Source organism: Bradyrhizobium lupini (assembly GCF_040939785.1).
Classification (GTDB): domain Bacteria; phylum Pseudomonadota; class Alphaproteobacteria; order Rhizobiales; family Xanthobacteraceae; genus Bradyrhizobium; species Bradyrhizobium canariense_D.
The window spans coordinates 6986839-7012702 of record NZ_CP162553.1 but is presented as its reverse complement, the minus strand read 5'-3'; the positions used below and the strand labels follow the sequence as shown (position 1 = coordinate 7012702).

The following is a 25864-nucleotide window of genomic DNA, read 5'->3' as shown; positions in this document are numbered from 1 at the left end:
TTGTGCAATACGCGACATCACTGTCGCGATCGGAGCAGCTACGATATAAGAGAGTCGCGATAGGACGGGCCCTGGAATTCGTACAGCACGACGACTTTGCGCGATCGCCCTAGACTTGGAGGGCCGCTACCCAACCACGTTAAATCGGCAGTGCATCTGGATAGTACGTTTGCCGGCTTGTTCTGCGTCTGCCTGATCGCCCATCAAAAATAGAGCGAAACGGTAAGCGTCGTCTAGCGCAGCTGCAATATCCCGGAAGCACTTGATATGGTCGTTGGTGATCTCATCGTTGGGGTCATCTGCATATTAATCGCGGATGGCTTTTCCCAAAGCGGGAGAAGTGGCTACCAGCGTGATCGCAATCATGGACTCTTGCGCCCAACGCCTGGATTGGAGCGACGAGGATCTCGCGAATAGGAACCTGGCGAAGGCGCGCAATGTGCAGAACGACGGAGCTGACAAATTCTGCGGCCGGCCACGGACTTATCCACCAAATCGCTTGACCAGCTTTGAACCCTTGGCTGCATCAATCTGCTGGCCCGTCAGGTCAGAACCGACGCTCAATCCTATCGTCATGAGGTTCTTGACACGCCGCGCCGCCTGCTTCTCATTGGAATAGTCGATCTCGACGTGATCGAGGCTCAGTAGATGGCCGAGCTCGTGAGCCCAGGCGCGTCCATTGGCGTGGTCATTGCCATACCATTGGACGAAGCTTGCCGGCTCCGGTTGGCTATTGGGGTATGAGCTTCCACCGGCGGCCAGATTTTCAATCGAATTGACGAGGTAGATGTGGACGGCATTGTCCGGATCGTGCCGAGAGGCAAGAACACCCAGCAATCGCTGGTCATTGCTGCGCGCGCTCTTTGCCATGTCGAGCGGCTTCTCCATCAAGCAATCGCTGATCACGAACGCGATCTTGGCCTTTGACCAGATCGTATTGACCACGTCGAGCGCCTTCTTGGCTGTCTCGCTGCTCCATTGCCCGGGCTCAACGCTCCCCCTATCGGCAAATGGCGTGATGTAAATCCTCAACGGAATGGGCATCAACTTCTCCAAAGTTCGGAATTGCGATTGTATCTCCGTACGCTATCGTTCGAAATAGAGCGGCTTATATTCAGGGCTTTCTGATTAAGTCGGCTGGCGACTTGCGCACTGACGACTTCCGGCAGCGGCCACCGACGCGATCGACTGGTCGACCAAGGCCCGCCTTCGCGACTCGGAGACTGGTTCCCTCATTGCGAAGGAGCAGTTGCCGGGGCGAGCGTCCGGCAGGAACCTGAAGATCGAGCACCGGGGACCATGGAAAGCCGAACTGACGGGCTCCTGACCTCCGCGCAAGCTGTAACCGAGAGATTGACCCGCAAGCCGGCGTCCTGGACTTCACGTCCCCTCGATCTGCCGACCGCGGAATCTTCGTTTGAACTAAGCCAGAGGCTCTGCTGCACTGCCGCGAACACGCCTTAAGTGCAATAATCCTATAATTTCAAAAGCTTAATTCGCCAGCGCGAGACATCGATACTGGCGGGTGCCCATCATCCTCATGAAACGGCACACAGCGCCGGCCCGCGATTTCTTCCGTGCCGTTTGAACGCGAGCGCAGTGCCAGACAACACATAGGAATGGATCGGGCTCGAAACTGGTACTGTACGGAGATAGGCCAGCGGCCAGTGGCGTGTGAATTCAGTAATCATGCCTTACGCGGCCATCTTCGCGACGTTATCATTCGATGAGCATAGGTTGGGTGTTCGCCATGAGGTTATACAGGCACCTTCGAGTTTTGCTTCTTCTTGCCGCTTCGCTGTTACTGGCAGCCCAGCCAGCCTGGGCGACAAAGCGCGTGGCTTTGGTGGTTGGCAATGCCAACTATCAGAATGCCCCTCTGCTCCCAAACCCGGCCAACGACGCTGCCGCCATCACTGAAACCTTGAAGGGCGCAGGTTTCGATGTGGTTGACTCAAGGCTCAACCTCGCCGCGACCGATATGCGGCGGGCCCTGAGAGAATTCGCCGATCAGGCGCGCAATGCGGACATAGCCCTGGTGTACTATGCTGGCCACGGCATCGAGATCGACGGGACAAACTATCTGATCCCGACCGACGCCAGACTCGAACGTGACACTGATATTTATGACGAAGCATTCTCACTCGACCGCGTCCTGCTGGCAATCGAGCCTGCGAGACAGTTGCGCGTGGTGATCGTCGACGCGTGCCGCAACAATCCGTTTGCCGATTCGATGAAGCGTACAGTTGCCTCTCGATCAATCAGCCGCGGGCTGGCCAGGGTCGAACCCGCCGTCTCCAACACGCTGATCGCGTTTGCCGCGAAAGCCGGACTAACCGCCCTCGATGGCAACAGCAAGAATAGTCCGTATGCGACGGCTCTCGTAAAGTACATCGCAAAGCCGGGGCTCGACTTGCGTAGGGCCTTCGGCTTCGTCCGCGATGATGTCTTGCAAGCCACCGGCAACCGACAGGAGCCCTATGTCTACGGCTCGCTGGGCGGCGAAGACGTTGCACTTGTTCCCGCTGCCAAGGCTGATGAGCCGGTGCAAGCAGCCAACCCCCAGGCAGAAATTCGTCGTGATTACGAATTGGCCTTGCAACTACGCAACAAGCCCGCTCTGGACGCGTTCCTGAACCAGCATCCGGACGGATACTACGCAAATCTTGCCAAGCTGCAGCTTAATCAGCTCGATGCTGAGGACGCACGCGTCGCGGCAACAGCGAAGGCGCAGCAGGCGGAACAGCAGAAAACTCGGCTGATGTCGCAGGGCGCCCAGCGTGCCGACCAAGAGAAGGCGGCCGCGGATCTGAAGGCTGCGGAAGACGCCCGAATTGCCGCCGAGAAGGCGAAGCAGGCCGCGCAGGAGCAGGCCACCGAGGCAGAACGGAAACGAATTGCGTCCGAATCTACAATCGTTGCGGCTCTCTCCGGGAATAAGCCGGCTGTTGGGAGTGCCTTCGCGGACAATCCTACAGTCGCTGCGCTGGCTGACGACAATACGCCGCCAAAGCTTGCCGCACTCAGCGCCGAGCCGCGCCAGACCGATATCGCAAAAGCCGATATCACCAAATCCGTACAAAGCGAATTGAACCGCGTCGGCTGCTTCACCGGTAGCGTAGATGGCCGATGGAATGCGGCCTCCCAGCGCTCCTTGGCTCTCTTCAACCAGCACGCCGGAACCAAATTTGACGCCAAGCTCGCAAGTCTCGACGCACTTGACGCAATCAAGCTCAAGCCGTCCCGGGTCTGTCCCCTGATCTGTGATCATGGCTACAAGGCTGACGGCGACCACTGCAGCAGAATCTCCTGTGCAAGGGGCTCGTTCCTCAACGACGACAATGAATGCGAGAAACAGCGCGCCAGGCCCGTCAATGCCGCCAAGAGCAATGACAGTCAGCGGCAGGATCGGCCATTGCGTCAGCGGGCGCAGGCGAGCGCAGGCGGCTATGGCGCTGCGGTGGGCCATGCGACGGCCAGTCCTCAGATCATATGCAACGCCAGCAGCTGCCGTCCGGTCCAGCGCGGCTGCCATCTCGAATATCGCGGCGGTGGCGGGCCAGGCAACGAGGCCAATGTCGAGGTATGCCACTAGCCTCACCGCTCCTACACAACTGCGCGCTGGCACGGCGCCGAGTTGTCACGGCGCGTCGGAGCCATCAGGCCCGGTGGATTTGGGATCGCAAGCATGGCAAGTGGCCGAGCTAACGTCAGAGTCCCAAGCCTGATGTGGCCGAATCGGAGCGACCTGCGTGGTTGCGTGTGAGCTTGAGCAAAAGGACGCCAACGCCTTTCCTGGGGTGACGCTCTTCACGAAGCGGCAGGCGCCCGGCATGAAACCAACGGCGGTTTATCTTCCGCCAAAGCACCCAACAGCCGCCACCAAGTTCGATGTCGTGATCTGGCTTCACGGCTTCTACGTCAAAAACCATGAATTCCTTTTCCACAACGATCCAGCGCGGCTGCGCGAACAGGTCCGGGATTCCGGCAAGGACGTGGTGCTCATCGCGCCCTTCCTGGGCTACGAATATGCTGTGGGCAACACCTTTGCCGGAAACTACAGCGTGTCCGACCTGGCCACCGCGAACTGGGGTGAACGCTATCTCGAGGAGATCCTTCGAGCTCTGGCCAGGTTCCTGGGTATCTCCTCGACGTCCATTCCTCAGCTCCAAATCGGCAAGCTCATCATCGCATGCCACTCCGGCGGTGGTAACGGCATGCGCAATCTCGTCGGGAGCCTCGGAAAGTATCAGGGGAAGCTGACGGCTTGTTGGGGATTTGATTGCCTTTACGGTGCCAATGCGCGGCCCGACGATGCGACCTTTTGGTACCAGTGGCTATCTGGGCAGAGCGGCCACGCCCTCGAGATCGTGTATGGTCCGTCAACTCTCCCGCAATCGGTGAAGCTGGACCTGATCGGGCGCGGGCTGGCGACGGCCGATGGCAATCAAACCCAGCCTCAGCGCCCTGCCCTCAAGAATCTCAACGTAAGCTTGGGTCATTACGACCTGTTCCCGGCATTTGGACAGATGGTCAGGGTCAACGATCTTGACGCGGCTTTCGTGGATCGCTTCATGATACCGCAGGTCGCGGACCAACCGCGGCATAAGCCTGCGCCGCTGGACGGGGAATTCCTCCAGCACGCGATTTCCAACATTCGCAGTGCTTTTCCCTTTCCAAAGGACATTCATTACATGATCGCCCGCGGTGGCTTCTTCAGCCGACTGAGCAAGCTATAGCCCCAAGCCTCACAGGACTCACTTGATGGAATAGGATTTGACGTCGAACGACCAATTGTTCGTCACAAGCTTTCCGCTGCTGTTGTCCGGCACGCGCAGCTCACTGGTCCAGGCCGATAGATAGCTCAACGCGTCCGCCTGACCTTCCAGCTTGCGAGGCATGTCCGGCAAATCGAGCAATTGCACGCGCAGCTCGCTCAGGATGGCGATCATCACTGCGGACCCGGTCGGCGGTGCGACGACATATTCAAAACCACGCTGCCGCGCCGCCGGAGCAGGGACGACAAATTCGACACCCGGCTTGACGAGATTAATGTCGCGTTCGTTCGACTGCGCCAATAGCTCGGGGGTCGGAAAGATCTGGGACATCCGCCCTTCCGAGTCGACGTCAACCAGAATGAGATATCCAGGCCTCCTGGCGGTGACGCCGAACGAGACCTTGGCGCCGACGTTGACGGTCTGACTCGGCAGGATCTGAAGGGACACACTCGCGGTATTGGTCTGCCTGCGCACCGCTTGTGCGGGCCAAAGCCAAGGTACGTACGTCGTGCCGATATGCAACGCCCCCGTCGGCAACGGTGCTGCGGACGCAGGTCCGCTGCCCGCCTGTAGCAGCAGGAATGCGAACCATGCTCGCTTGCGGCGGATCGACTGCGATGACGGCATGGCGTGCTCCCCTAAGAGTCAGGGAGCACTGAAGAAGCCGATCGAGGCGATTCGCGCGTCCGCGGGCAAGTAACGCTCGAGACTCTTGATCACCTGCCCCGAGGCGCGACGCCGGTTGAACTGCACTAGGGCTGTCTCAAGCTCGACCATGCGTTGCTGCGAAGTCACCGCAACGATCTGTTCCGCACCGAACGGCTCGCCGACCCTGAGCGGTAGGCGCAAACTCGCCGATCTGGCCAACGCCGCATCAGCACCCACCGGATACAACAATTGGATGGTGCCATCGCCGGACACATTGAACAGCAGCACCGCCCTTGATGCCACATCAGACAAGTCAACTTCGATGGTCTGGCCAGCACGTTGTTGGCGATCGTCTGGCCAAATACGCATCACCTGCGGCGACCGTGTCGCAATGCGCTTGAGTTCACGAATTGCCGCAGTCCTATCAATCACCGTCGGCAGGCTGGCAACGTCCATCCCGTAGGCGACCACATCACCCCAAGCGATCACGTCGTGCGACACAGGATCCCATATCAGGTCGGGATTGTCCGTCGGTTGAACAGCCTGCACGGAAACATCTTTTGGCTTCACGCTTACAAAATAGCTAGTCTTGCCGTCCAGCGCCGCCAGCCGGATTGGTGCAACGAGGCGTAGAGGCCCCGGCGCGCCGGCGATCGGAAGTTCCTTGGCCGCCCCCGCAAGGGTCGGAATGGTTGGAGCCTTGGCCGTGACAGCCGACGGTGCGGGCGCCTGTCCATCGACGGGCACCCCGGCTCCGGCCTGACCCGAGGCCGCTCTCGCGGCCGGCCCCTGAATCAGCACGACACCGCGCGTCAATCCGAAGGCGACGTCGGTATCCGGCGTCTGAGCTGGCGATGATACAGTCACGATATTCTGGCGCTGGTCCGAGAGCTGATAGACCACCTGCCGAACGTTGCTGAAAAGCTCCTTAAGCGTCACCTTCCCATCGTGATTGATGTCCGCGCTACCTTCCACCGCACGCGCGACCGCATAGCTGAGAGCCCCGCGTAGGCCATCGATGCCAGGGATGCGGACTTCCGGCGCTTTGGTGTAGCGGTCCACCGCGGCCAGAAACGCCGTGTGGTCAAGGTCAAGTTCAGACTTCGGATCGTTGCTGTCCGACACCGGCTTCAGTTCGTCGACCAGCAACGTGTAGCGCGGGACCTGCCGGAAGCTCATCTCAGCGGCACGCGGATCGATGTCGCGCACCATACCGCCACCGTGGCACGTGTCAGCCACGAAGATCACCCTCGCTCCGCGCAGCTCGAACTGCCGTATGAAATGGTTGAACTCGCTGCCCAGAACCCGCTCAACGGACCCGGTTGGCGTGGTTTCAAAGCCTGGCAGCAGGAACACGTTCTCCATCCCGTCCGGCTCCGCGCCCTTGACGCGCTCCGGCTCCTGGGTGCCATGGCCGGCGATCGACAGAAAGATGAGGTCGTTGTTCTTGGTCCGCTCCACCAGTGCACTGATCTCGCGCAGGACGCCTGCCCTGTCGGCCTGCGCGTTAGTCAGTTCGACGACGTCGCCAACCCCCATGGATTTAAGGCTGGTCACGATGTCCGTAGCGTCAGCGACCGCACCCTTCAATTTGCGCACGTGCTGGTAGTCGTCGATCCCGATCACGAGCGCACGCACCGCCGCCCCATCTGGATTGCTGAGCGACAAATCTCCTGCCGCATGCGCCCGCGGGATTGTCAGTCCGATCAACGCGGCGAGCCCGATGGTGGCGCACAGCCGCCCGATCCCGCAGTCAAGTCCTCTGGGCATCCGCATCGTGATCCACCTCGACATCATGCCTACCCATTTTGTAGCTCTGGCGACACACTGGGTTCAGCGCCTTTTGCCTGCCGTTTTGCGGCCCGCCGGCGGTTGTTCAGTCTGCTCCTGATAGGCGCCCGCTGAAACCGTCGTCTGATCATCCGCGAACGCCCGAAAGCGGACCGGAACATAGCCGCGCGCGAGCAAGCTCGCCAAGGGATAGACGTTGCGACAGACGCGGCCGTTGCAGCCACCGGTCGAGGATTCCATCACCTCGGCCTTGCGATCAGGCGTGAACCGCAGGAACAGCATCACGTGCGAGCCTGGCTTGTTCAGCGCATCGCCGGGCCTCAGGTCCCAAGGATTTGCCACGGGCGCAGCGATCGCGGGGATAGCTGCAGTCGTATAGTGGACGGAGAGCCCCCACGCGGCGCTGACGAATGCCGAACAGTCGACGCCCGCCACATCGGGCCGTGGCGCATTGCGGGTGCACACATTGCCAGCCAGCGTTCCGCTCTCGATCCGCTGCCGGAAGTTCGCGAGCGAACCGTGGCAGCCCCAGCAATACGGTACGCCGCGCACCTCCTGGTTCACTTTTCCCTGCAGATACCACGGCCGACGAACACGGCTGAAGCCGCTGCATTGGCTGTCGGGATCGTTGCCGTAGTTCGCCTGCGTCAGCTTCCACTGGATACCCTCGAACGCAAACGCGGTCTCGATCGCCTGCTGGCGATTGGACGGCCTCACGGCGGCCGAAGCGTCAAATTTGACGCCGGATTGTGGTGCCGGCGCCGTCGTCGTTCGCGACGGCCGCACGTCGATAATCGAGGCATTGGTCAGAGGTCGGAACCCGACGCCAATCACTTCGATACCGTCCGGCTTGGTTCGCAGGAAATAGACATCGCCACTGCCCGACACCGTGACGAACCGTCTGGTCAGCGGCGTATTTTCCAGAGGAAGCTCATAGATTCCCTCGAGACGCCCGTTCGCGGCATAGCGTGCGACGAACGTGGAGGCGTTCTTTCCTGATGGCGGAACGTCCTCGGCCAGCACGTAGAAGCGGTCGCTGTTGTCGATCTCGAGAAACTCCACCGTGCCGAGCTGGTTGCGCACGCGCAGGCCGAGTTGGCCGATGGTTTCGTTGGTGACCATGGTCTGGATCTCGACCCGTACGCTGGCATTGCTCTTGTCCGGAATGATGTCGGCGATCACCGAGCCCTTGCTTCGAGAAGCCACGTATTGCCGGTCAGGCTGCCGGGTCGTCCTGATGATGGCCGCGCGGGTGTTCTGATCGAGCAGGTCCGCCGCGCTGCCGGGTGCCTGCGATCCCATCTGGGCGAAAGCGGAGACGGCGACCTGGTCGTTTGCCCCACGGCTCGAGACCTCCTCAAGCTGGATCACGTCACCGCCGAGTCCGCGCGTGGATTGCCCCGGCGCCGCCTTCAGCGTCCGTACGCCGCCGTCCCAAACCATTATGTCGTCGTCATGGACGACGAGATCGGTCGGCTGGACGTCTTTCGGCATCTTGAGGACGTCGGGATCGGAGTTCGGCTGTTTCGGGTCAAACTGGATGATCCGACCGTTGATCTGATCGAGCAAAAACAGGTTGCCCTGCCCGTCGGCGCTGAGTGCTTGCGGTCCCGCGAGTTCCACGTCCTCGCTGGCCGGGACTATGCCGACCATGGAAGCAGCCGAACCGCCGGTAAAGCTGCGTACGACAGTATCGTCGGCGTGCGCCTTGGTTCCGAAAATGCCCGCGCTAACGATGAAGACCCAGATCCAATGTTTTGGACGAAGCATATTCGCCTCAATGTACCCCGAACCGATCGCCGCGTCGGATCGACTAATCCGAGATGCCGTTGATGCCGCGCGTCAATTAGTGGTGAGCAATCTCAATCGCGTTCAATTTTATCACTGGACGGTGATAGTCCGAAATTTCTTCAGCTTGCGGAGGAAAACCATGGCCCGGAATAGATTTGAGCAAGTGAACGAAGTCCAGCCCGACGCGGTCACGCTGCTCCTGAAACGCGACAGTGACGGTGCCTCCGGAGCGATCGTGCTGCCTGCCGCCGCGAGCCAAGGGCGGCTGACCACCGACCAAGTCAGCGCGCAATTGCCGGCTCAGGATGCTTTTCGCGGCGCGATCCGGCTGGCTAACGACGTCAAGCTCGCGCTCGTGGTGTGCGATCCAGACGGGGTCTGGAAGCCCGAATGGGGCGATCTTTATCAACCGATCGATTGACCCGCATCGGATGGAGCCGGCAAATGCTGCGACGCCGCATACAGACTAGCTTGCCGAACGAACCCTCCGCCCGACTGTCGTTCCTTATACCGGCCCTGATGGTCGCGCTGCTCGTTGCGACAGGCTGGCCGGCACGCGCCAACGACTCGGCTGCGGAATTGTCGATCGGTGGGCTCCAGTTCGTACGCACCAATGACGTGGCCATGGAGAGCGAGAACCTTCGTATCACGCTCGACAGAATCAGCGTTCGCTACCAATTCGCGAACCTCACCGCCAAGCCGGTCACGCTTAATGTTGCCTTTCCGCTGCCCGACATCGACCTGTCGGAGGCTGAGAATGTTGCATTGCCGTCAAGTGATCCGATCAACTTCGTCGAATTCGAGACCAAGGTCGATGGCAACCCGGCGCCGCTGACCGTCGATCAGCGCGCCATGGTTGGCAACAGGGATGTCAGTGCCCTGCTCCGCGAACTCAAGTTGCCGCTGCTGCCGATTGGTGGCCGCGAGATCCGGGTGACCGACCTGCCCGCGGCGACCCGGACCCGGCTTGTGGACGACGGACTTCTGATGCCTGCCGGAATGAGCGACAACGGTCGCCAGCAATATGCGCCGGGGTGGACCGTCAAGACCTCGGCTGTGCGCCAGCAGTTGTTTCCGCCCGTGCGCAGCGTCACGGTCGAACACCAGTACCGGCCGAGCGTCGGCTCCAGTCCTGACACCATTCTGCGCTCGAGCCTGCGCCGCAGCAGCGCACTCGGTCAGGAAGTTGCGCGTTACCGGAAAGAATACTGCATCCAGGATACGTTCCTTGCCGAGCTCGACAAGCGCACGGGCAATAACCAGACCAACGGCGCAAATCTCCAGGAGCGGCGCATATCGTACGTGCTCAAGACCGGCGCGAATTGGGCTGGGCCGATCCGGTCATTCAAGCTGACTATCGACCCAGGCGGCAGCGACCGCTTGGTGAGCTTCTGTCCTGGGCGGCTAAAGGCATCGTCCGCTACTGGAAACACGCTTGAATATACGGCAAGCGACTTCAAGCCGGATGCCGACCTGAAAATCCTGGTGATCGGAACATTCTGAGCGTGCCGGTCAATTGGTGAGCAGCACGTAGCGCACGGCCGCGATGACAGTCATCTTATTGCGCTGAGCCTCGCTTAGCGCCTGCAGGAAGAACGTGTCGGCGGCGATCGGTCGCGGCTGGCGCAACGAGTCGAGAACCTGCGGGACCGCCACGACCAATAGCAGTTGCGGACCGCTCGCGCGCGCTGTCGGGAGCGTAAACGAAAGTGAGTCGATGCCCGGCTTCAGAAGATAAGACAGGCTCTGAACTTCGCCGCGATCAGATACCATCAGGAGCTCCACCACGCGGTTGGCAAAGTTCTCGATGGTCCCATTGAGGGTTTCACCGCCCTTCAGCTCTGTCGCTGACAAGGTGATGCGTGGCATTCGCGCCTGATCGCTCCCGACCTGACTCAAGAACTTGACGGCTGGGCATTGCGCCTGGGTCACTTGCCTGACGCCGATCGAAGCCTCGAAACCCTGCTCACGCCGAAACGCTTTGTCGAACGTGTCGAATGGGACGGTCGAGGCACCGAACCCTTCGATGACAGCGGCATTTGGGCTCACGGCAATCGGCAACACGAAGAAGCAGTCACCGCCGGAATATTGGGCCACGTATTTGCGGATGCGCTCGGCGCGCCCTGGCCCATCGAGTGCCGGAGACTGCGTCGCCGTCGGCTGTGCGGGCAACTTCTCCGGCTCTTGGCGTCCGGGCTGTGGTCCGGCGGGCTCGACCTTCGGCGGCGCCATTGCTCCGGCGAGTTTCGGGGGTGGCGACAAGACCGCGGTGCCTGGCGCTGACCAAACCAGCTTGTAGAAGGCATATCCACCACCGCCGACCAGCAGCAACAATGCCGCGGCGCCCGCCCCCAGCCAGAGGCGGCGCGGACTCCGCGCGATCTCCGGCATCCTGTCCTGCGGCGCCGGCGACGCGCTTTCCGGCCGCCGCAGCGGATCGAAGCCATATAACGGCGCGGCCGGCGTCTGGGCGGAACCGGTTGGCGTCCAGCTGGCGACCTCCCCCATAGTGGGGCGCAATGCCGGATCAGGCTGCAGCATCCGCTCCAGCAAAGGTCGGATGCGCATATCCACACCACCGAGATCGGGCACACGCCGGCGCTTCTCCACCAGTTGAAATTGGCTGCCGCCCATGTCGAGTTTCTGTCCGGTCAGCGCATGGAACAGCACAAGACCGAGGCTGTAGACATCGGATTTCGCAGTCACGTCATTGCCGTACAACCCTACTTGCTCCGGCGATGCGTAGTTGTCCTTGCCGGCGAAGCCCGAGCCGATGATGGTTTTGTCGCCCATTTGGGTCGACCGAGCGATGCCGAAGTCGATGATCTTGGCCCGACTGACGTCGTCGAGCGGAATGATGATGTTGTCCGGAGACACGTCGCGATGGATGATGCCGTGCTCATGTGCGGCCTCCAGTCCCAATGCGACACGCTGCCTCAGCCTGATCAGCGCCTCGAAGGTCAACGGCCCATCATCGAGCATGTTCGAGAGCGAGCGGCCATTCACGAACTCCATCGCGAGATAAGGTCGCTGCAGCACCGGCTCGACGGTAAACAGGAAGTAGCGAACGATCGCGTCGTGCGGAAGATTGTGGAGTGCCGCGGCCTCTCGACGGAACAGCGCGAGCGCGGCCTCGTTATCAACCACGTCGGGCAGTAGCATTTTCACCGCAATAGGCGATCCAGTCTGGATCTCACGGCATTTGTAGACCTCACCCATGCCGCCCGCGCCGATCACCGCTTCGACCTCGTAAATGCCATTGAGACGGGTGCCGGGCGGCACGCCGTGATAGGACGATCGGAACGGATCGCTCGGACTCATGGTTGCGGCTCCCGATTGAGCGGAGATCTTGTCGTCCCCTGAGATCGTGGCGTCAGTAGTCGCACGATCACAATCGTCAAATTGTCAAGCCCGCCACGATCAAGAGCCAGCGCGAGCATGTCATCGCAAGCCGCCTGGGCGCGTCGCGTAGCCGCGTGCTGCAGGATCTCGTCGTCCTGCACGTGCCTGGTCAGGCCATCGCTGCAGATCACGAAGATATCTTCTGGCTCCGCCGGGCCTGTCACCACCTCGAATTCCGGATCATCGGCGACACCGACGGCACGCGTAATGGCATTGCTCGGCCAATCATTCACGTCTTCGCGCGACAGCGCACCTTTTGCGATCAGCTCCTCCAGTTCGCTGTGATCATGCGAGACCTGGCGAATTGCGCCGCGACTAATAAGGTAGACCCGGCTGTCACCCGCCCATATGCAGGCATAGTAGTTATCGCGAACGAGCAGAACCGCCGCTGTGGTCCCGACGGTGGCACCCTGTCGTTCATGACTAAGCGCCAGTATCTGCTGGTTTGCGCTGAAAAGCCGCTCCTCGCATTCCGCCAGCAGGTCTGCGGCTGATTCTGGTGTGGCGATAGCGTCGAGCGACTGCACTACGATGCGACTGGCGAGATCACCGGCCTCGTGCCCCCCCATGCCGTCGGCGACCGCCCACAGACCAACGTCGGTTCGTACCAAACATGAATCCTCGTTCCGCTCCCGCACGCGTCCGGCATGGGTGACGCTGCCAACATCGAACAAGGACGGAATATGCACCATCGCGCGTCATCCATTCCCGGATGCCGCGGGTCCGAGATCACCGGTCAGCAGCGTGACGTAGTGAAACGGATCTGGCAATCCGCGACAACTCAGCGCCATTGGCGGGAAGCCTTCCCCTCCGGCGGTCCACCAGAAGCTAGCCGCGGCGTAGACCTGTGGGTTGGCAGCGCAAAGTGCTGCAAACGACGCCGCGAACGCTTCGACCGCCGAAGCCCTCCCCATTGCCGCAGTACCAAGCGACGTGACCGGCGGATCGCCGGTGATGGTCTCCTGCAGTCGTGGCACCGAAAGCCGATCCAATGCATCGGAGATCTGCTCGAAGGTTGCGGCCCGATCCAGGGTCGAAAGCAGAAACGCCTCCACTTGCCCGAACCATTCGTCCTGCGGATCAATGCTCGGCGGCGGCAGCGAGACGGCCTCGCCGGTCACCGCATGCAGGGTCAAGGGATAGTATCGCCCCACCCCATCGAGCGAGGGCATGATCGCACCCGCCACTGTCGTGCCGCAGATCGCGGCGCCGAGCCAAAACCGCCAGACCGGCGCGGTCAGAAAGGCCTGTTGCCATCCTGGGCCAAGCTGGTGGCGACTTGCTGACAGCGCAGCCTGTACCCACGGCTCCCAGGCTTCCAGGAAGCTGCGCGGGGTCGCGATCGCGATGAAATCGCGCTTCGCACCGATTTTGCCGAATATCCCGCAACGCATGGTCATATCCCGGTCGGGCAACGAAACTCGCGCAGCACTGACAGGTTCAGCGGGTTGCGCAACGATCCGGTCGAAATTTGATAGTTGAGCTCGCGCCCGGCGACGATGAAACTCGCGCTGGCGGTTTCCGCTTTCACCACTAACGAGCCCGCCTCCAACATCCGAAACAACGACCAGGGACCAATGCGCTCAAGCACGGATGGCGGGCCGGTATCGTTACTGACTGAAATTGCCGTTCGCGGCGCTGGGCCCGGCCATAGGATAGTAGTCGGCGAGTTGGTCTGCGGCTGTGGCGGTGGCGGTGGCGTAGGTTGCGGCCCGCCGAACAAGGACGGAGGGGCCGATCCGGGAATGGTTGGGCTCGCAATTGTGGTGCCACCGATCTCGGTCTTAACTGTCACGCCTGGTCCCGGTGCCCCAGGGGGTCGGATCGCGAATGAAACGGCGGGCATACCGCCGCCCGTCTGGAAGAACGCATCCCGGATATAAGCCGCGTTCTGGAATTGTTTGAGCGTCTCGGGCGAGAACGACCGACCAACGGGGCTCTCCTTTCGCCAAGCCCAGTCCGACCGCGACGTGTCGGCATAAGGTGCCAGGTACTGGGTGAAGAACCTGTCCATAACGCCATTCGGACTGAACAATTTGGCAAAATCCGCGAGCGGAACTTCCTGGCCGCTGCCGCGGATAAACGGGTAGCGGTTAGTCACGGTCTGTTGGCAGACTGGCGTGACCTGATCGCGCAACGTTTGCAGGATTTGTCCGGCGGTTGAAGCCGCGATGCTACCTTCGAACTCCGCGGCTGCTGCTCGCAACATATCGGAGAATGGCGGCGGCATGCGCGAGGCGTTGTTGCGGAGCGCTGCGACCTGGTTCTGGAGCGCAGCTGTGGCTTGTGCGGTCAGTTGGGGATTCTCGATGATCAGCGTCAGGTTCTGCGCGATGTCGTTCAGGTTCGCGACGGTCGAGTCGATTGGCCGGCGGGTGCTCTCGCCTTCGAGCGCTGCGTGGTAAGGCTTGAACTGTGCTTCGATCATCGTGCCAGGCGGTCCATCCTGAGCATTCGTGAAGAGTGCTGGCGCCGATGCGGCAGCTGGCGCCGAAGCGCTCTTCGCCCGTTCCTTGGTCAGCACCGTCTCGTCGCGCACCGACTCCAGAATTTGCCGCATCGGCGAGGTCGGCGCCGAAAGCGCCCGAAGCACCTCATATTTCGGTTTGTCGGCGAGCAGCTTCTTCAGGCGCAGGCTCCCGAGCGCCGTTCGCCAGGTCGTCACGAAATCGTTTGAATAGATGCTGAGCAGATCGCCGGCCAGATTGTCGTACTGCTGGTTGATGGCCGACTGCTGGCCGGCATCCCCCAAAACCCATCGCTCCCGCTTCATCCGCTCAGACAATCCGGACAGCCGGGCGACGAACTTCTGATGGAAGCCGTTATACGTGAAGAACTCAGGTACCCGCACGGCGTCCAAAGGCTGCCCGGTCGTGGTTTCGAACACGACACCCATGTCGGGTCCGCCATGGCGGCTGGCGATCCAGTCGCCGGCGATCGACGCGCGAGCCTCCGATTTCAGAAACTCGTACGCTCGTTGCGACACGCTCAGGCGCGCCAAGGAGTTCTGGGCCTGCTTGATCAACCGGCCGTCGAGTTCGACCAAGGGCGGCTGTTCGGTCTCGAGGTCGAACATTGCCACGAGGTTCTCGTCGAGCAGACGCCGCCCTTCTGCGTTGGTGGCGCCAGGATAGAGATTATCCGCCCAGTCACGTTGCATCCAGGAGCGGATCAACTCGCGATCCGGCGACTGCAGGCCACCGATCATCAGATAGACCTTGAGCGCCTCATAGACGAAGGCAGGCTCGTTTATGCGCGCATTGAGCTGCTCTTCCAGGCGATACAGCAGGCGCGGTCGGAACATGCGTTCAAGCGCGGTGTGATAGGCCGCTTTCGAGGGCGACAGCAGCCGGGCGCGCTGACTGAGCCCGTAGCGAGCCGACAGAGGCACCGATTCGCCGCGCGATCCGTAGCCCGCCGGGGCGTTGCGAAGCCGGTAGAGTAGCGGCAGCACCTTGTCGAGATCATGATCGGCAATCAACGTCTGCTTGATAAGTGCCGCGCCGGCGGTTGCATACTCGCTATCCGCCTGCAGGCTTTGCTCGATCAAATCGGCGTTCCGCTTGTAGCTCACCAGCCAAGCTGCGATCAGCCCGATCGAGACCAGACCGATCAATGACAGGGCTGCGGTCTTCAGGACCAGCGCGCGGCGCACCGCGGCACGGTCAGTCGAGACCCAGTCGGCCTCGCCGATGATGACCTTGGAAATCAGATCGGCAAGGAAGAAGCTCTTGCCCGTGCCCGAATAGGATCCGGAACCGACTTCCTCAGCGCCGAACGTGCGCGCCAGCGACCCGATCAATTGATCGATCGGCGTGCCCTGCTGCGTACCCGAAGTAAAGTAGAATCCGCGCAGGTTCGCGTTCACGTGATAGCGCGTCGGCTCGAAGATCAGGTTGAGGAAATCGTGGATCTGAGGCTTGAGCCGCGCCATCTGTGCCGGAAAACCGAACAATTGCACGCGGTGCTGGGGCGTCGGCTCGTCCTGCAGACGGTCGAGCGTCTCTTCGCTCAGGCGCTCCAGCAGACGGTCGAACTCGAACGGGATCTGCCCAACCAGATTCTGGGTCTTGTCGGCGGTCTGGAACGTGGCACCCCAGACTTGACGGGGGCCGGCCTCCCCGAGATAGGCGAAATACTCGGTGAAGCCGGCAACGAGATCCGCTTTGGTAAATAGCGCGTAGACTGGGAAGCTGACCTTGAGTCTCTGATGCAGCTCGAGCAGGCGCATCCTGATGGCATCGGCATGAAGTGCGAGCTCCTGCTTCGGCAGCGTCAGGATGTCTTCGATACTGATGGCGACAAGAACGCCGTTGATCGGTTGGCGCGACCGGCTTTTCTTCAGGATATCCAGGAACGCCAGCCAGCTGTCCTTGTCGGCCTTGCTGTTGGAGTCCTGGGTGGTGTAGCGGCCGGCGGTATCGATCAGCACCGCCTCCTCTGTAAACCACCAGTCGCAGTAGCGGGTACCGCCGACCCCTGCGATCGCCGCGGGCGTTGCCCCGCGCGCGAGCGGAAATTTGAGCCCGGAATTGACAAGGGCCGTGGTCTTGCCGGCGCCGGGCGGACCGATGATGACGTACCAGGGGAGATCGTAGAGATAGCCCGACTTGTTGCCGCTGGCGGTCTTCAGCGTCGCGAGCGCATCCTTCATGCGCTCCTTGAGCACTGGTTCATCGCTGACGGGCTGGTCTGCACCAGCGATACCATCGGCAATCTCCTTGGCACCCTTGCGCCGCTTGAACAGATTGAGGCCAACGATGCCTGCCCCGGCCGTGGTGAGCAGCAGAATAGCGATCTGCCGGACGATATGGTTCTCCAGCGGCCGCCAATCGCCGAATGCGATGAAGGGACCGGCGAAATAGATCACCGCTCCGAGCGAGCTGAGCCCGACCCCGTAGAGAACGATGCGAAGAATGTCCTTGGCAAGCATCTAACCGTACCCGTCGCAAAACCACCTGATCCGGCGGTGTGTGCCTATTCGCTGCGTTCGATAAAGATCTCGACGCGCCGGTTCTTGGCACGTCCCTCGGGCGTTGTGTTGCTGGCAATCGGCGCATCTGCTCCTTTGCCCTCGACGTCGACGCGCGAACCATCGTTCAAGCCAGGTTTCAGTGCCGCGGCAACCGCCTTGGCGCGCTCGACCGACAACTCGAAATTGGTCGGGAAGCGGACTGTGCGGATCGGCGAACTGTCCGTATGGCCGACGACCCGGATCCGTCCCGGCTCCTTGTCGAGGGTTGCTGCGACGCGGAGAGCGATCGGCTTAAAGCCGTCGAGGATGGTCGCTTGGCCCGACGCAAACAAGGCCAGGTCGCAGACCCTGATCACGATGAAGCTGGGGGTCTGGTCCGCCGTCATGGCGCAGGCGGTGTTCTCCTTCGCGAGCGCATTGCGGATGCGTTGCAACTGGGTAATGCGATCCGGCGGCGGCGGAGGCGGCGGCGGTGGGGGTGGTGCAACGACCTGACGCTTGAGTTCGATCGGACCGGCCGGATGGAGCGCGAGCGCCACCTCAGCAGCATTCTCTGCCCGTCCAGCGAGGAGCGTCCGCAGAACGAAATAGGACCCGGTCAGCAGCGCGGCGACCACGGCTGCCACGAGCCAGACCGGAACACGCAGACGCTGCCGGCGCCCCGCCAGCGCCTGCCCGCGCCAGTTGGGCGACAGGTCGCTCATCGTTTTCGGTCTAACCCGGCGCAGCAATTCATAGAGGTTGCGCTGGATCAGTTGCAGGTTCGCAAGTCCGCCCCCTGACGTCCGGTGGATGCCCTGAAAACCAAGCGCAAGGCAGGCGTGCTGAAGTTCGAGGACCGGATAGTTGACCAGTGGATCAACCTTCAAATGGTCGAGGATCTCAAAGAAACGGACGCCGCCGACACGCTCGCCGAAGAACCGGCTCAGCATCGAATATTGCGTCCAGACGTGACGCTCTTCGGTTGGGATGTGCTGCACGATATCGTCAGCAGTGGCACACAGGATGTATTTTGCTGTGTTGGCCTGGTGCTCGGAAATGCCCGCTGAACGGATGTCCTTCTCAAAGAATTTGATCGCGTCTGCGACCTGCTCCATCAGGCTGGCGAACGACGCTCGCATGAGCGCCACACGCAACCGACCGAGCAGTTGCAGCAACGGGCCCGCAGCGCGCATCACCGGATTGGCATTTGGCGCGACCAGATCGTCAACGCGCAACGGCGGCCCTGGCGGCATCAAGGGTTGCGGCACCTGGCCTTGCGCGGGTGTCGAAATCCATTCCTCGGCTGGATGGCTGGCCGGCGCGGAGGCGTAGTTCGAGCCCTGTGGAACGGGCGAAAAGGATGGTGGTGGGGCCGGCGTGCCGGGAGAGGGTACGGGTGATGGCGAATAGGCTGGGCGTGCTGCGGGCCCCCCACCCGGCGGAGGTTGAGAGATCGGCGCCGGCGGCAACTTCCCGCCGGGGTTGGGACGGATGATCGTCCGTTCGCCCCGCCCGAAAGGATTGACCGGCTTGTCCTTGTCGCTCATGGCCTGTCTTCCAGGATAGCCCAAAGATACAGCTCAAGCTCGGGCCAGTCGCCGGAAAAATGCATTCCGATCGACGCAGCCGTACTGAACTCGGGCCACAGCGGTGACTTGCGGTCGAGATAGAAATAGACGTGATCCGTGATGGCCCGGATATGCGGCGGCGGCGTCGGCAAATGCGCCAACGTGAGGCCCGGCAGGTTTGCGTGCACGATCTCGTTCATCTTTGTGTTCGGCCCGACCTTGAACAGGTGCGGGAAATCGTTCTGGATCTCCACAAGCGGCCGCCGTGCGGCAACTTCCAGCACCAGGGTCGCATTTCGGAATAGCGCTCGATCGCGGATCGGCGATACGAACGCATTCTGTGCGCGCTCGATGATCTCCAGGCGGATCGCCCGCCGACCCAGCCGCGCGCTCAAGAAGTCCTGGATGTCGCTCACCAAGGGTGTGAAGACGTTCTCGAGATCGTCGTGATTGTACGCCGGATAGTTGCGCGCCCGCCGTTCCGCCGTGGAAAACGTCGCAAGTTCACCCGCGAACCTCAGCAATTCCTCGTACAGGCGCTCCGGGTGAACGCTGCCGGAGCGCTGGAAATGAGTCAGCACGGGAATGGTACGGTTCAGCACTTGCAGGACCAGATAGTCGACGCTCTGCAACCCACCACCGGATGACGGATCGACGGCGTAACGCGCCAACTCGTCGAGTTTAGTCTCAACCCAGCCGATGATGCGGTTGAGCCAGCCATCGATGATCGGATGCGCGGCGCAGACCAGCATCGGCGGCACGAACTTGTCGTCGAACAGGATGTTCTTGTCGCGCACCTCCAGAATGCGCGCGATGCCCAGGCCCATGTATCCGGGCTTGCTCGTCTTGCGCAGTTCGAAAGACAGGCGCGGATAAGCGATGTCGATCTCTTCCTCGATGCGGAGCGCCGAGGTCGAGTCGATGAAGGTTTCCGAAGTGCGAACATAACGACTGGCGCTGTCGGTGCGGTCCTCGTCGACCTCGCGGGTGTTTGGCGCCGCGACCGGCATCATCAGCCAGACGATCTGGCCTGCAGCCGTCTCCGGCACCTCGATCGATTCGGGTATTGGGCTGTCCGCAGGGATATCGAACGGCGTACCGTCCGGCATGAGGCCGGACGCACTGCGCACCGCGAATTTGCTCTGTTCGGTAAGATCCCTATCGATCTCTAGCTCGGCAAAGCCCCAAGGGTATGGTGTCGTGTAGCGAACGCGCTTTTCCAGCAAGTGTTCGATGTAGCGGTCGTTCTGCTGCAGATGATGCGGCCGCAGAAACAAACCTTCCGACCAGAAGACCTTGCTGTACCAAGACATTCCTATATCCACTTAGAAATTGTAGGCAACCTCGTGGGTCGCCGAGAGTTTACTTTGAGCCGGGCTTATCACCGCGGTCGTAATAGTTCGAGAAAAGCAACATAAAGGTTTCGATCGGCGCGTTGTTGTCGCGGCCAAGATGCGCTTTCCAGCGCGTCAAGAACTCGTCCCAGAGTTTGCCCTTGTTCGTGCCGAGCCAGGAGCTTGCGCCACGCTGAAGCTCGAGCTCGCGCGCCATCAGCGTCGGATCTATGCCCGCAATCAGCTCATGGACAGCGTGCTGCATCGCCATATAGGTTCTCAACTGATGTGACTTGAGATCACTGAAGCCCTGTGCAAAGGCGCGCTGTGCATCGAGATAGCTGCGTGTCGGCGGCCCAAAGAGAATGCGCATCGCTTCCTCCGAGGTCGGCGAGAATTTCAGCGGATTATTTTCAAGGGCTTGGACGGTGGTCTGGCTGGTGCTACGGGTCAGCTGCTTGGCTTGGGTTCGCGCTTGCAGCAGCGCCATCAGATTGTCCACGGTCATACGCAAGATGATGCCAAGCTGTTCGGCGAGTTCGGCATCGGACTTGCTGGCGAAGAAATTCTCCGGCAATCCCGCAGCGCGCGCCACCAGTCGCGCGAACTCGGTACCACCGACTGGCTTGGCCGCGACAGGTCGCTCGTCTGCTGCTTGCGCCGTCTCGACCTGCGGGTGCGATGGCGATGTTGGCGGCTGGGCAGCGACTGGTTCATCATCGATCCAAACCGACGGCCGGCGTGGAGTCGGGATGGCTTGCGGGCGCTCGACTTGCGGTTTCGGCGCGGTGACCGGACCGGCTGCCCAGTTCATGTCATCGTCCTGCACGGACGGTTGGGACGTAGACGTCGGCGATGACCATCGAAATGGGTCTACACCCGGCGCCGGCACGCTCGCTGCCCAATCAAGGAACCCCGGATTGACGGGCCGCGCCGCCTCGCGTGGCTTCTTCAACAGTTGCGGATCGATCGGCGGCGGAACGTCACGATCGGCCGTCCAAAGCTCTCCGTAATCCGCATGCTGCTGGACCGAGGGTTCGTGCAGTTGCGCCGCTTGATTTGGGATACGCCCGCCAGCCTCATCCTCCAGCGAAACTCCGATGATGTAGTGGCCGATCGTGAGCCGATCGCCGTCGCGCAAGCGGTGCGGCCCCCGCATGCGCTGGTCGGCACCATTGAGAAAGGTGCCGTTGGTCGAGACGTCGTGCAGCCAATAGCCACCGTCGCGAAAGTGCACCTCGCAATGCTTTCCGGAAATAGTCCGCGCCGGATCCGGCAGCGTCCAGTCGAGGTGACGGTCCCGGCCAATATCGACCGAACGCCTGCCGGTGACCGTAAACGTCACAGGTCCGCCGTCCGGAAGATTCGGTTCGTTCTCGATATTAAAGCGAAGCACCATCACATCGTCTCGTTAGCGCGGAGGGCGCGGTTCGCCGCGTGCCAATTGAATACCATCCTCCAGGCACGACGTCATTATCTGGTCCCGGAAGTCACGGGGGAGCCGGCAGAGGCCAATCAGCAGTGCTGTACGCACCGCCCGTGCGGCCTGATCTGGCTTGGCTTCCACGGGCGCAAATTCCGGGGGAACCACGCTTCCGCCGGACCAGCCGGCCGCCAGCGCCAGCCACGTTGCCGGCTGCTCAGGATCGTTGGCATTGCCGACAGCCAGCGCCTTGTTCCGGGACTGCTCGTCCGGTTGCCGGACCCAGGTCTCCACAATATTGAGCGACCTGCTATCGCTGGCATCGAAATGATCGAACATCCGTCGCAGAGAGCGACATCCCCAGCCAATTGCCACACGCCTTGGAAGTAGGTATGCACAATAAGACACGGCCGCGTGCCAATTGCACGCGTCGGCGGCCTCCTGAAGGAAATCCAGCGAAGGCTTGTCAGCGTCGGCTCTGCCGACATCATAGCGCGCCAACGGATAGGCCTGAAACAGATCCTGTACCGTTCCGAATCGAACCTGCCCCATGATCGTCAGCCGACAAGAGTTGGAGTGCCGTGAGCGACCAGCGGACCGCCGGCAGCAAGCGCCATGCCGGCCTGCGCTGTCATGGCGATCGTCGGCGCGTTGATGACGATGCCCGCCGGGGTCAGGATAATCTGGCTGGGACCAACCTGCAGGGTGATATTGGCGTTGGCCGTGAGCGTGATGCTGATGCCCGCATTGACAGACTGGTCCATGGCCAGCGTGATGTGTTGACCGCCCAATTCGATATCGAGTTTGTCATTGCCTTTCTTGAGCGTGGTCTTGCGGGTATCGCCGCCGAATGCAGCTTCGCCGATGGTCCGTGTCTCGGTGTCCCGGACCGTCACGTCATGGTCCTTCTCGGCATGCACCGTGATCTTCTCGGACCCCTTCTTGTCCTCGAAGCTCCACTCGTTGAAGCCGCCGCCACCTTTGGTGGAGTCCGACTTCAAGCCGCCAATCGTCTTTTTCGACGGCAGATCGTAAGGCAGCTTGTATTCGTCGTTGTACACGGTGCCGATCACCAGGGGACGGTCCGGATCCCCTTCCAGGAATTCGACAACGACTTCCTGCCCGACGCGTGGGATAATCTGACCGCCCCAGCGCTTGCCAGACCAAACCTGGGCGACGCGCAACCGGCACGACCGCTTCTTCTTGCGATCCCAGAAAAAGCGGACATAGATTTCGCCGAGCGACTCGACGTCGATTTCCTCGCTCGAATTGTCGTCTTTGGTCACTACCTTGGCAGTCTGGATGCCATTGATCCTTGGCTTCGGCGTCGTCATTGGCGCTCGAAACGGCCGATCGCTCGGCAGAAACTCGTAGCTGCCGAAATAGACGTGTTGCCCGGCGTCGCTCGGACCTCCGGTGCGATAAGATTCGATCGAGAACGAGTGCGTGGCTCGCACCACGAGATATTCCACGTTCTGCGAATCCTTGGAGTGCTTTTCAAGCTTCGTTAACCCACCGGGGAACAGGTTGACGGCGTCGCCGTTGCCGCGGCGCCTTCGGTCCATTGCCTGCTCGGCCTGGAGCTGGATCTTCGCGTAGCGCTCGCCGTCGGATTTTTCCTTGAACTTCCCTGGATAGTCGTAAAACTCCATCTCCGACCGGGTGTAGTGCTCGGAGCCCTTGGCGTCGCTGATCATCTGCGCGTTGGGCTTTTGATAGTTGTAGTCGTTAAGCTCGATCTTGCCGGTTCGAAACCGGCGCTCCGAGACCCATTCGTAGATATGCTGCTCGCCTCGACGATCTGCCCCTGTTAACGGGATATAGGGAATCGTAGCAAGACCGTTGATCGGGCTATGCGACGATTTGGAATCCGCCAACACCAGCGTATGTTTGCCGCCCTCGTGCTTGAAGAAGTAGTAGATGCCGTGCTGTTCCATCAGCCGGCACACGAAATTCATGTCAGTCTCGCGGTACTGAACGCAATATTCGAGCTTCGGACAGGACCCCTCTTCGGTCAGTTTGGATTCATAATCGGTGAAGCCGCGTTCGTTGAATACCTCCTTGATAATGTCGGGCGCTTTCTTGTCCTGAAAGATCCGGCAATCGGTGGTCCGCGACAACAGCCAAAACCAGGGCCTCAGCACGATCCGGTAGCTAAAATAGTCGTTCCTTACCCCGAGCCACTGGGCCTCCGTCAGAATGCCACTGAACTCGCGCTCCTTTTCATGCAGCTTTATGGTCAGCGTGCATTGCTGACCGATGGCTCGGTCGAAGTCGAGGTCGGCATCCTCACTGAGACACTCTATGCGATACTCGAACAGTTCGCTGAGACCTTCCGAGCCCTCGAATCCGGCAAAAACCAGAACGTCTTTGCCAAGAGGCGTCTTGAGTTCGCAGAGGCGGGTATCCTGAGTAAGCTGGCCCATGTGGGCTTAAACTCCCTCCTTCGATCGAATGACCCGCTGCAAAGAGCTGATCAGACGTATGCAAGATCCGCGGAAATCCTGCCCCGCCAATTGGCAGTACCGGCAAGTCCGCCCCGGGGCTGGCCTCCTGACGTTTCACGACAGCCGTCCAAAGAACCACCCTGGCCATCAAGTAGTCGGCTCCAAGAGCTTGCCGGTTCACGAGAAAATGGCATGATCTTCGGGAATGAACCAAGATCAGCAGGCATCTGACCCATAGGTATAGAATCGGATCATGCGCCCCGCGCGATCCCTTAGTCGTCACGGCTCGGCAGCGGGGCCGTGACCGAGCAGATGGACGATCCTCGCATGCTTGATGTCGCCTCCCTGACGCTGCCCATTACCGCTGACGATCCCTGCGGACCGGATCTCGACGCCATCGGAGACGTCCAATATCTGAACTTCTTCGCAGGTGCGGAATCCCTGCTGCCAATGTCGTTCTTCGAGGTCGTCAATGCCAATGGGGAGCGTGGACGCTTCGATCCAAAGGCAGTCGATTTTGCCGGCCAATTTGCCGCTGCACAGCCCCTCCTGGCGCGTACCCGCGATCTGCGCCTAAACCTGCTGCTCGCGAAGTTTTCAATCCTCAACCGCGATCTCGACGGCTTTCTTAACTGCCTGAGGGCGACCAACTTGCTGCTGCGCGAGCAGTGGGAAGCGGTACATCCGAGGGGTGAGAACGGCGACTACGCGCTTCGGGCCGTCACGGTCGAAGCAATCGACGTGTTTCCGACCGTGATCAACCCGCTCCAGTTCCTCCCCCTGATCGAGAACCGCAGACACGGCAACCTCCACTACCGTGCCTATCAAATCGCGCAAGGCGAAATTCCCGCCGGCGATGCCGACGCCGACGGGCTCGATCTCGCGACTATCGAGCGCATCGTCAGCGAGACGGATCTCGATACTCTCAAGGCAATCAGCGCGCGGTGCTCCGCGGTCGCTGCTGAAATCGCAGGTATCAAGGCGACCTGGCGTGAGAAGATGAATTCGGGGCAACCTATCAGCCTCGACAGGCTCTCCGGCTTGGTTGACGGCATGGCTGCATGGCTTGCGGGTCTTGTCGCATTGCGTGATCCGGTGGCGATTGCCGCAACTGCGGAAGATGCCGGTCCCGTCGATACGCAGGTGCCGTTGGACGCAACCACGATGTTTGCTTCATCTGCACAGGCGTCCGCAGCGCTCGGCGCAGCGGCCGCCTATTTTGCCCGAATGGAACCATCCAACCCGGCGCTGTTGCTGGTACGTCAAGCGCAGGAGATGGTCGGCAAATCATTTATTGAAGTGATGCGGATGCTGGTGCCGTCCCACGTGGGGAGCGCTGCCATCAACATCGGGCGGGACAAAGTCTTCGACCTGCCGATCGAACGGATGGCGGAGCTCGCGACCCCGCTCTCATCAACGACGGATGAGAGCGCCCAAGATATTGTTTTTTCGGTGGAAAATAGAGCGCAGGCCTTGGGTCTGCTGACGAAGGTGGCGTCGTTTTTCCGAACCACGGAGCCGTCCAGCCCGATCCCCTTTTTGGTCGATCGCGCGCGCGACCTCGCACAGCGGGATTTCCTCAGCCTTCTGAATGATGTCCTTCCTGAGGGCGCTCTCAAGACAATCGACAAATCGTATTGAACCACCTTTCTCTCGAAGGCACTAACTGGACATAAGAATGTTTTGCCGACCGCAAGTTGAGACGCCTTAGTCAATCTGCGTCGT

Annotated in this window: 18 protein-coding genes; 5 read left to right on the top strand and 13 right to left on the bottom strand. The window is 61.0% G+C overall.

Translation table 11 applies throughout. The features are described from left to right. Nucleotides 1-483: 483 nt before the first annotated feature. Nucleotides 484-1044, bottom strand: a complete 561-nt coding sequence (locus AB3L03_RS33570; RefSeq protein ID WP_368507864.1) for a hypothetical protein — start codon at nucleotides 1042-1044, stop codon at nucleotides 484-486. 706 nt (nucleotides 1045-1750) lie between these two features. On the opposite strand from AB3L03_RS33570, the gene AB3L03_RS33565 reads away from it, so the two are divergent. Then, nucleotides 1751-3595, top strand: coding sequence for a caspase family protein (locus AB3L03_RS33565; protein ID WP_026233407.1), 1845 nt, complete (start codon nucleotides 1751-1753; stop codon nucleotides 3593-3595). Nucleotides 3596-3752: 157 nt separating this feature from the next. Next, on the top strand, nucleotides 3753-4739 hold the full coding sequence (locus AB3L03_RS33560; RefSeq protein WP_368507863.1) for a hypothetical protein: 987 nt from the start codon (nucleotides 3753-3755) through the stop codon (nucleotides 4737-4739). 18 nt (nucleotides 4740-4757) lie between these two features. Here the strand turns inward: AB3L03_RS33560 and AB3L03_RS33555 are convergent, their stop codons facing one another. The 3 genes from AB3L03_RS33555 to AB3L03_RS33545 form a co-directional block, all read right to left on the bottom strand. Beyond that, the gene (locus AB3L03_RS33555) at nucleotides 4758-5300 is read right to left on the bottom strand and encodes a DUF4384 domain-containing protein (protein WP_240543158.1); all 543 of its coding nucleotides are present in this window, start codon (nucleotides 5298-5300) and stop codon (nucleotides 4758-4760) included. A gap of 123 nt (nucleotides 5301-5423) precedes the next feature. Next, complete coding sequence (locus AB3L03_RS33550; protein WP_039800154.1) at nucleotides 5424-7202, bottom strand: caspase family protein; 1779 nt, start codon at nucleotides 7200-7202, stop codon at nucleotides 5424-5426. Nucleotides 7203-7259: 57 nt separating this feature from the next. After that, the gene (locus AB3L03_RS33545; protein ID WP_085383673.1) at nucleotides 7260-8987 is read right to left on the bottom strand and encodes a hypothetical protein; all 1728 of its coding nucleotides are present in this window, start codon (nucleotides 8985-8987) and stop codon (nucleotides 7260-7262) included. Between AB3L03_RS33545 and AB3L03_RS33540 the strand changes: the two genes are divergently transcribed. Together AB3L03_RS33540 and AB3L03_RS33535 are read left to right on the top strand one after the other, a co-directional pair. Next, nucleotides 8869-9429 (top strand): hypothetical protein, encoded by a 561-nt coding sequence (locus AB3L03_RS33540; protein WP_244561181.1) that lies wholly within the window; start codon nucleotides 8869-8871, stop codon nucleotides 9427-9429. The genes AB3L03_RS33545 and AB3L03_RS33540 overlap by 119 nt on opposite strands. 98 nt (nucleotides 9430-9527) lie before the next feature. Beyond that, nucleotides 9528-10511, top strand: a complete 984-nt coding sequence (locus AB3L03_RS33535) for a DUF4424 domain-containing protein (RefSeq protein ID WP_018457622.1) — start codon at nucleotides 9528-9530, stop codon at nucleotides 10509-10511. A gap of 9 nt (nucleotides 10512-10520) precedes the next feature. Here the strand turns inward: AB3L03_RS33535 and AB3L03_RS33530 are convergent, their stop codons facing one another. The 9 genes from AB3L03_RS33530 to AB3L03_RS33490 are packed head-to-tail and all read right to left on the bottom strand — an operon-like array spanning nucleotide 10521 to nucleotide 24118. Continuing rightward, entirely contained in the window at nucleotides 10521-12329 is a 1809-nt protein-coding gene (locus tag AB3L03_RS33530; RefSeq protein ID WP_085348553.1) for a serine/threonine-protein kinase, read from the bottom strand. After that, entirely contained in the window at nucleotides 12326-13102 is a 777-nt protein-coding gene (locus AB3L03_RS33525) for a PP2C family serine/threonine-protein phosphatase (protein ID WP_085348552.1), read from the bottom strand. The genes AB3L03_RS33530 and AB3L03_RS33525 overlap by 4 nt, the downstream gene beginning before the upstream one ends. Before the next feature lie 6 nt (nucleotides 13103-13108). Next, a complete protein-coding gene (gene tagF, locus AB3L03_RS33520; protein ID WP_018457625.1) occupies nucleotides 13109-13810 on the bottom strand; it encodes a type VI secretion system-associated protein TagF in 702 nt (233 codons plus the stop codon). Beyond that, a complete protein-coding gene (gene tssM / locus AB3L03_RS33515) occupies nucleotides 13807-17343 on the bottom strand; it encodes a type VI secretion system membrane subunit TssM (RefSeq protein ID WP_368507862.1) in 3537 nt (1178 codons plus the stop codon). The genes tagF and tssM overlap by 4 nt, the downstream gene beginning before the upstream one ends. A gap of 44 nt (nucleotides 17344-17387) precedes the next feature. Beyond that, nucleotides 17388-18914 (bottom strand): type VI secretion system protein TssL, long form, encoded by a 1527-nt coding sequence (gene tssL, locus AB3L03_RS33510; RefSeq protein WP_026233411.1) that lies wholly within the window; start codon nucleotides 18912-18914, stop codon nucleotides 17388-17390. Next, on the bottom strand, nucleotides 18911-20248 hold the full coding sequence (gene tssK / locus AB3L03_RS33505; RefSeq protein ID WP_018457628.1) for a type VI secretion system baseplate subunit TssK: 1338 nt from the start codon (nucleotides 20246-20248) through the stop codon (nucleotides 18911-18913). The genes tssL and tssK overlap by 4 nt, the downstream gene beginning before the upstream one ends. Nucleotides 20249-20297: 49 nt before the next feature. Beyond that, a complete protein-coding gene (tagH, locus tag AB3L03_RS33500; protein WP_018457629.1) occupies nucleotides 20298-21668 on the bottom strand; it encodes a type VI secretion system-associated FHA domain protein TagH in 1371 nt (456 codons plus the stop codon). A gap of 12 nt (nucleotides 21669-21680) precedes the next feature. Continuing rightward, the gene (locus AB3L03_RS33495) at nucleotides 21681-22244 is read right to left on the bottom strand and encodes a hypothetical protein (RefSeq protein ID WP_085383668.1); all 564 of its coding nucleotides are present in this window, start codon (nucleotides 22242-22244) and stop codon (nucleotides 21681-21683) included. Nucleotides 22245-22249: 5 nt separating this feature from the next. Then, nucleotides 22250-24118 (bottom strand): type VI secretion system Vgr family protein, encoded by a 1869-nt coding sequence (locus AB3L03_RS33490; protein WP_085348546.1) that lies wholly within the window; start codon nucleotides 24116-24118, stop codon nucleotides 22250-22252. 321 nt (nucleotides 24119-24439) lie between these two features. On the opposite strand from AB3L03_RS33490, the gene AB3L03_RS33485 reads away from it, so the two are divergent. Continuing rightward, nucleotides 24440-25780, top strand: coding sequence for an ImpA family type VI secretion system protein (locus AB3L03_RS33485; protein ID WP_368507861.1), 1341 nt, complete (start codon nucleotides 24440-24442; stop codon nucleotides 25778-25780). The last annotated feature ends 84 nt before the right edge of the window (nucleotides 25781-25864 follow it).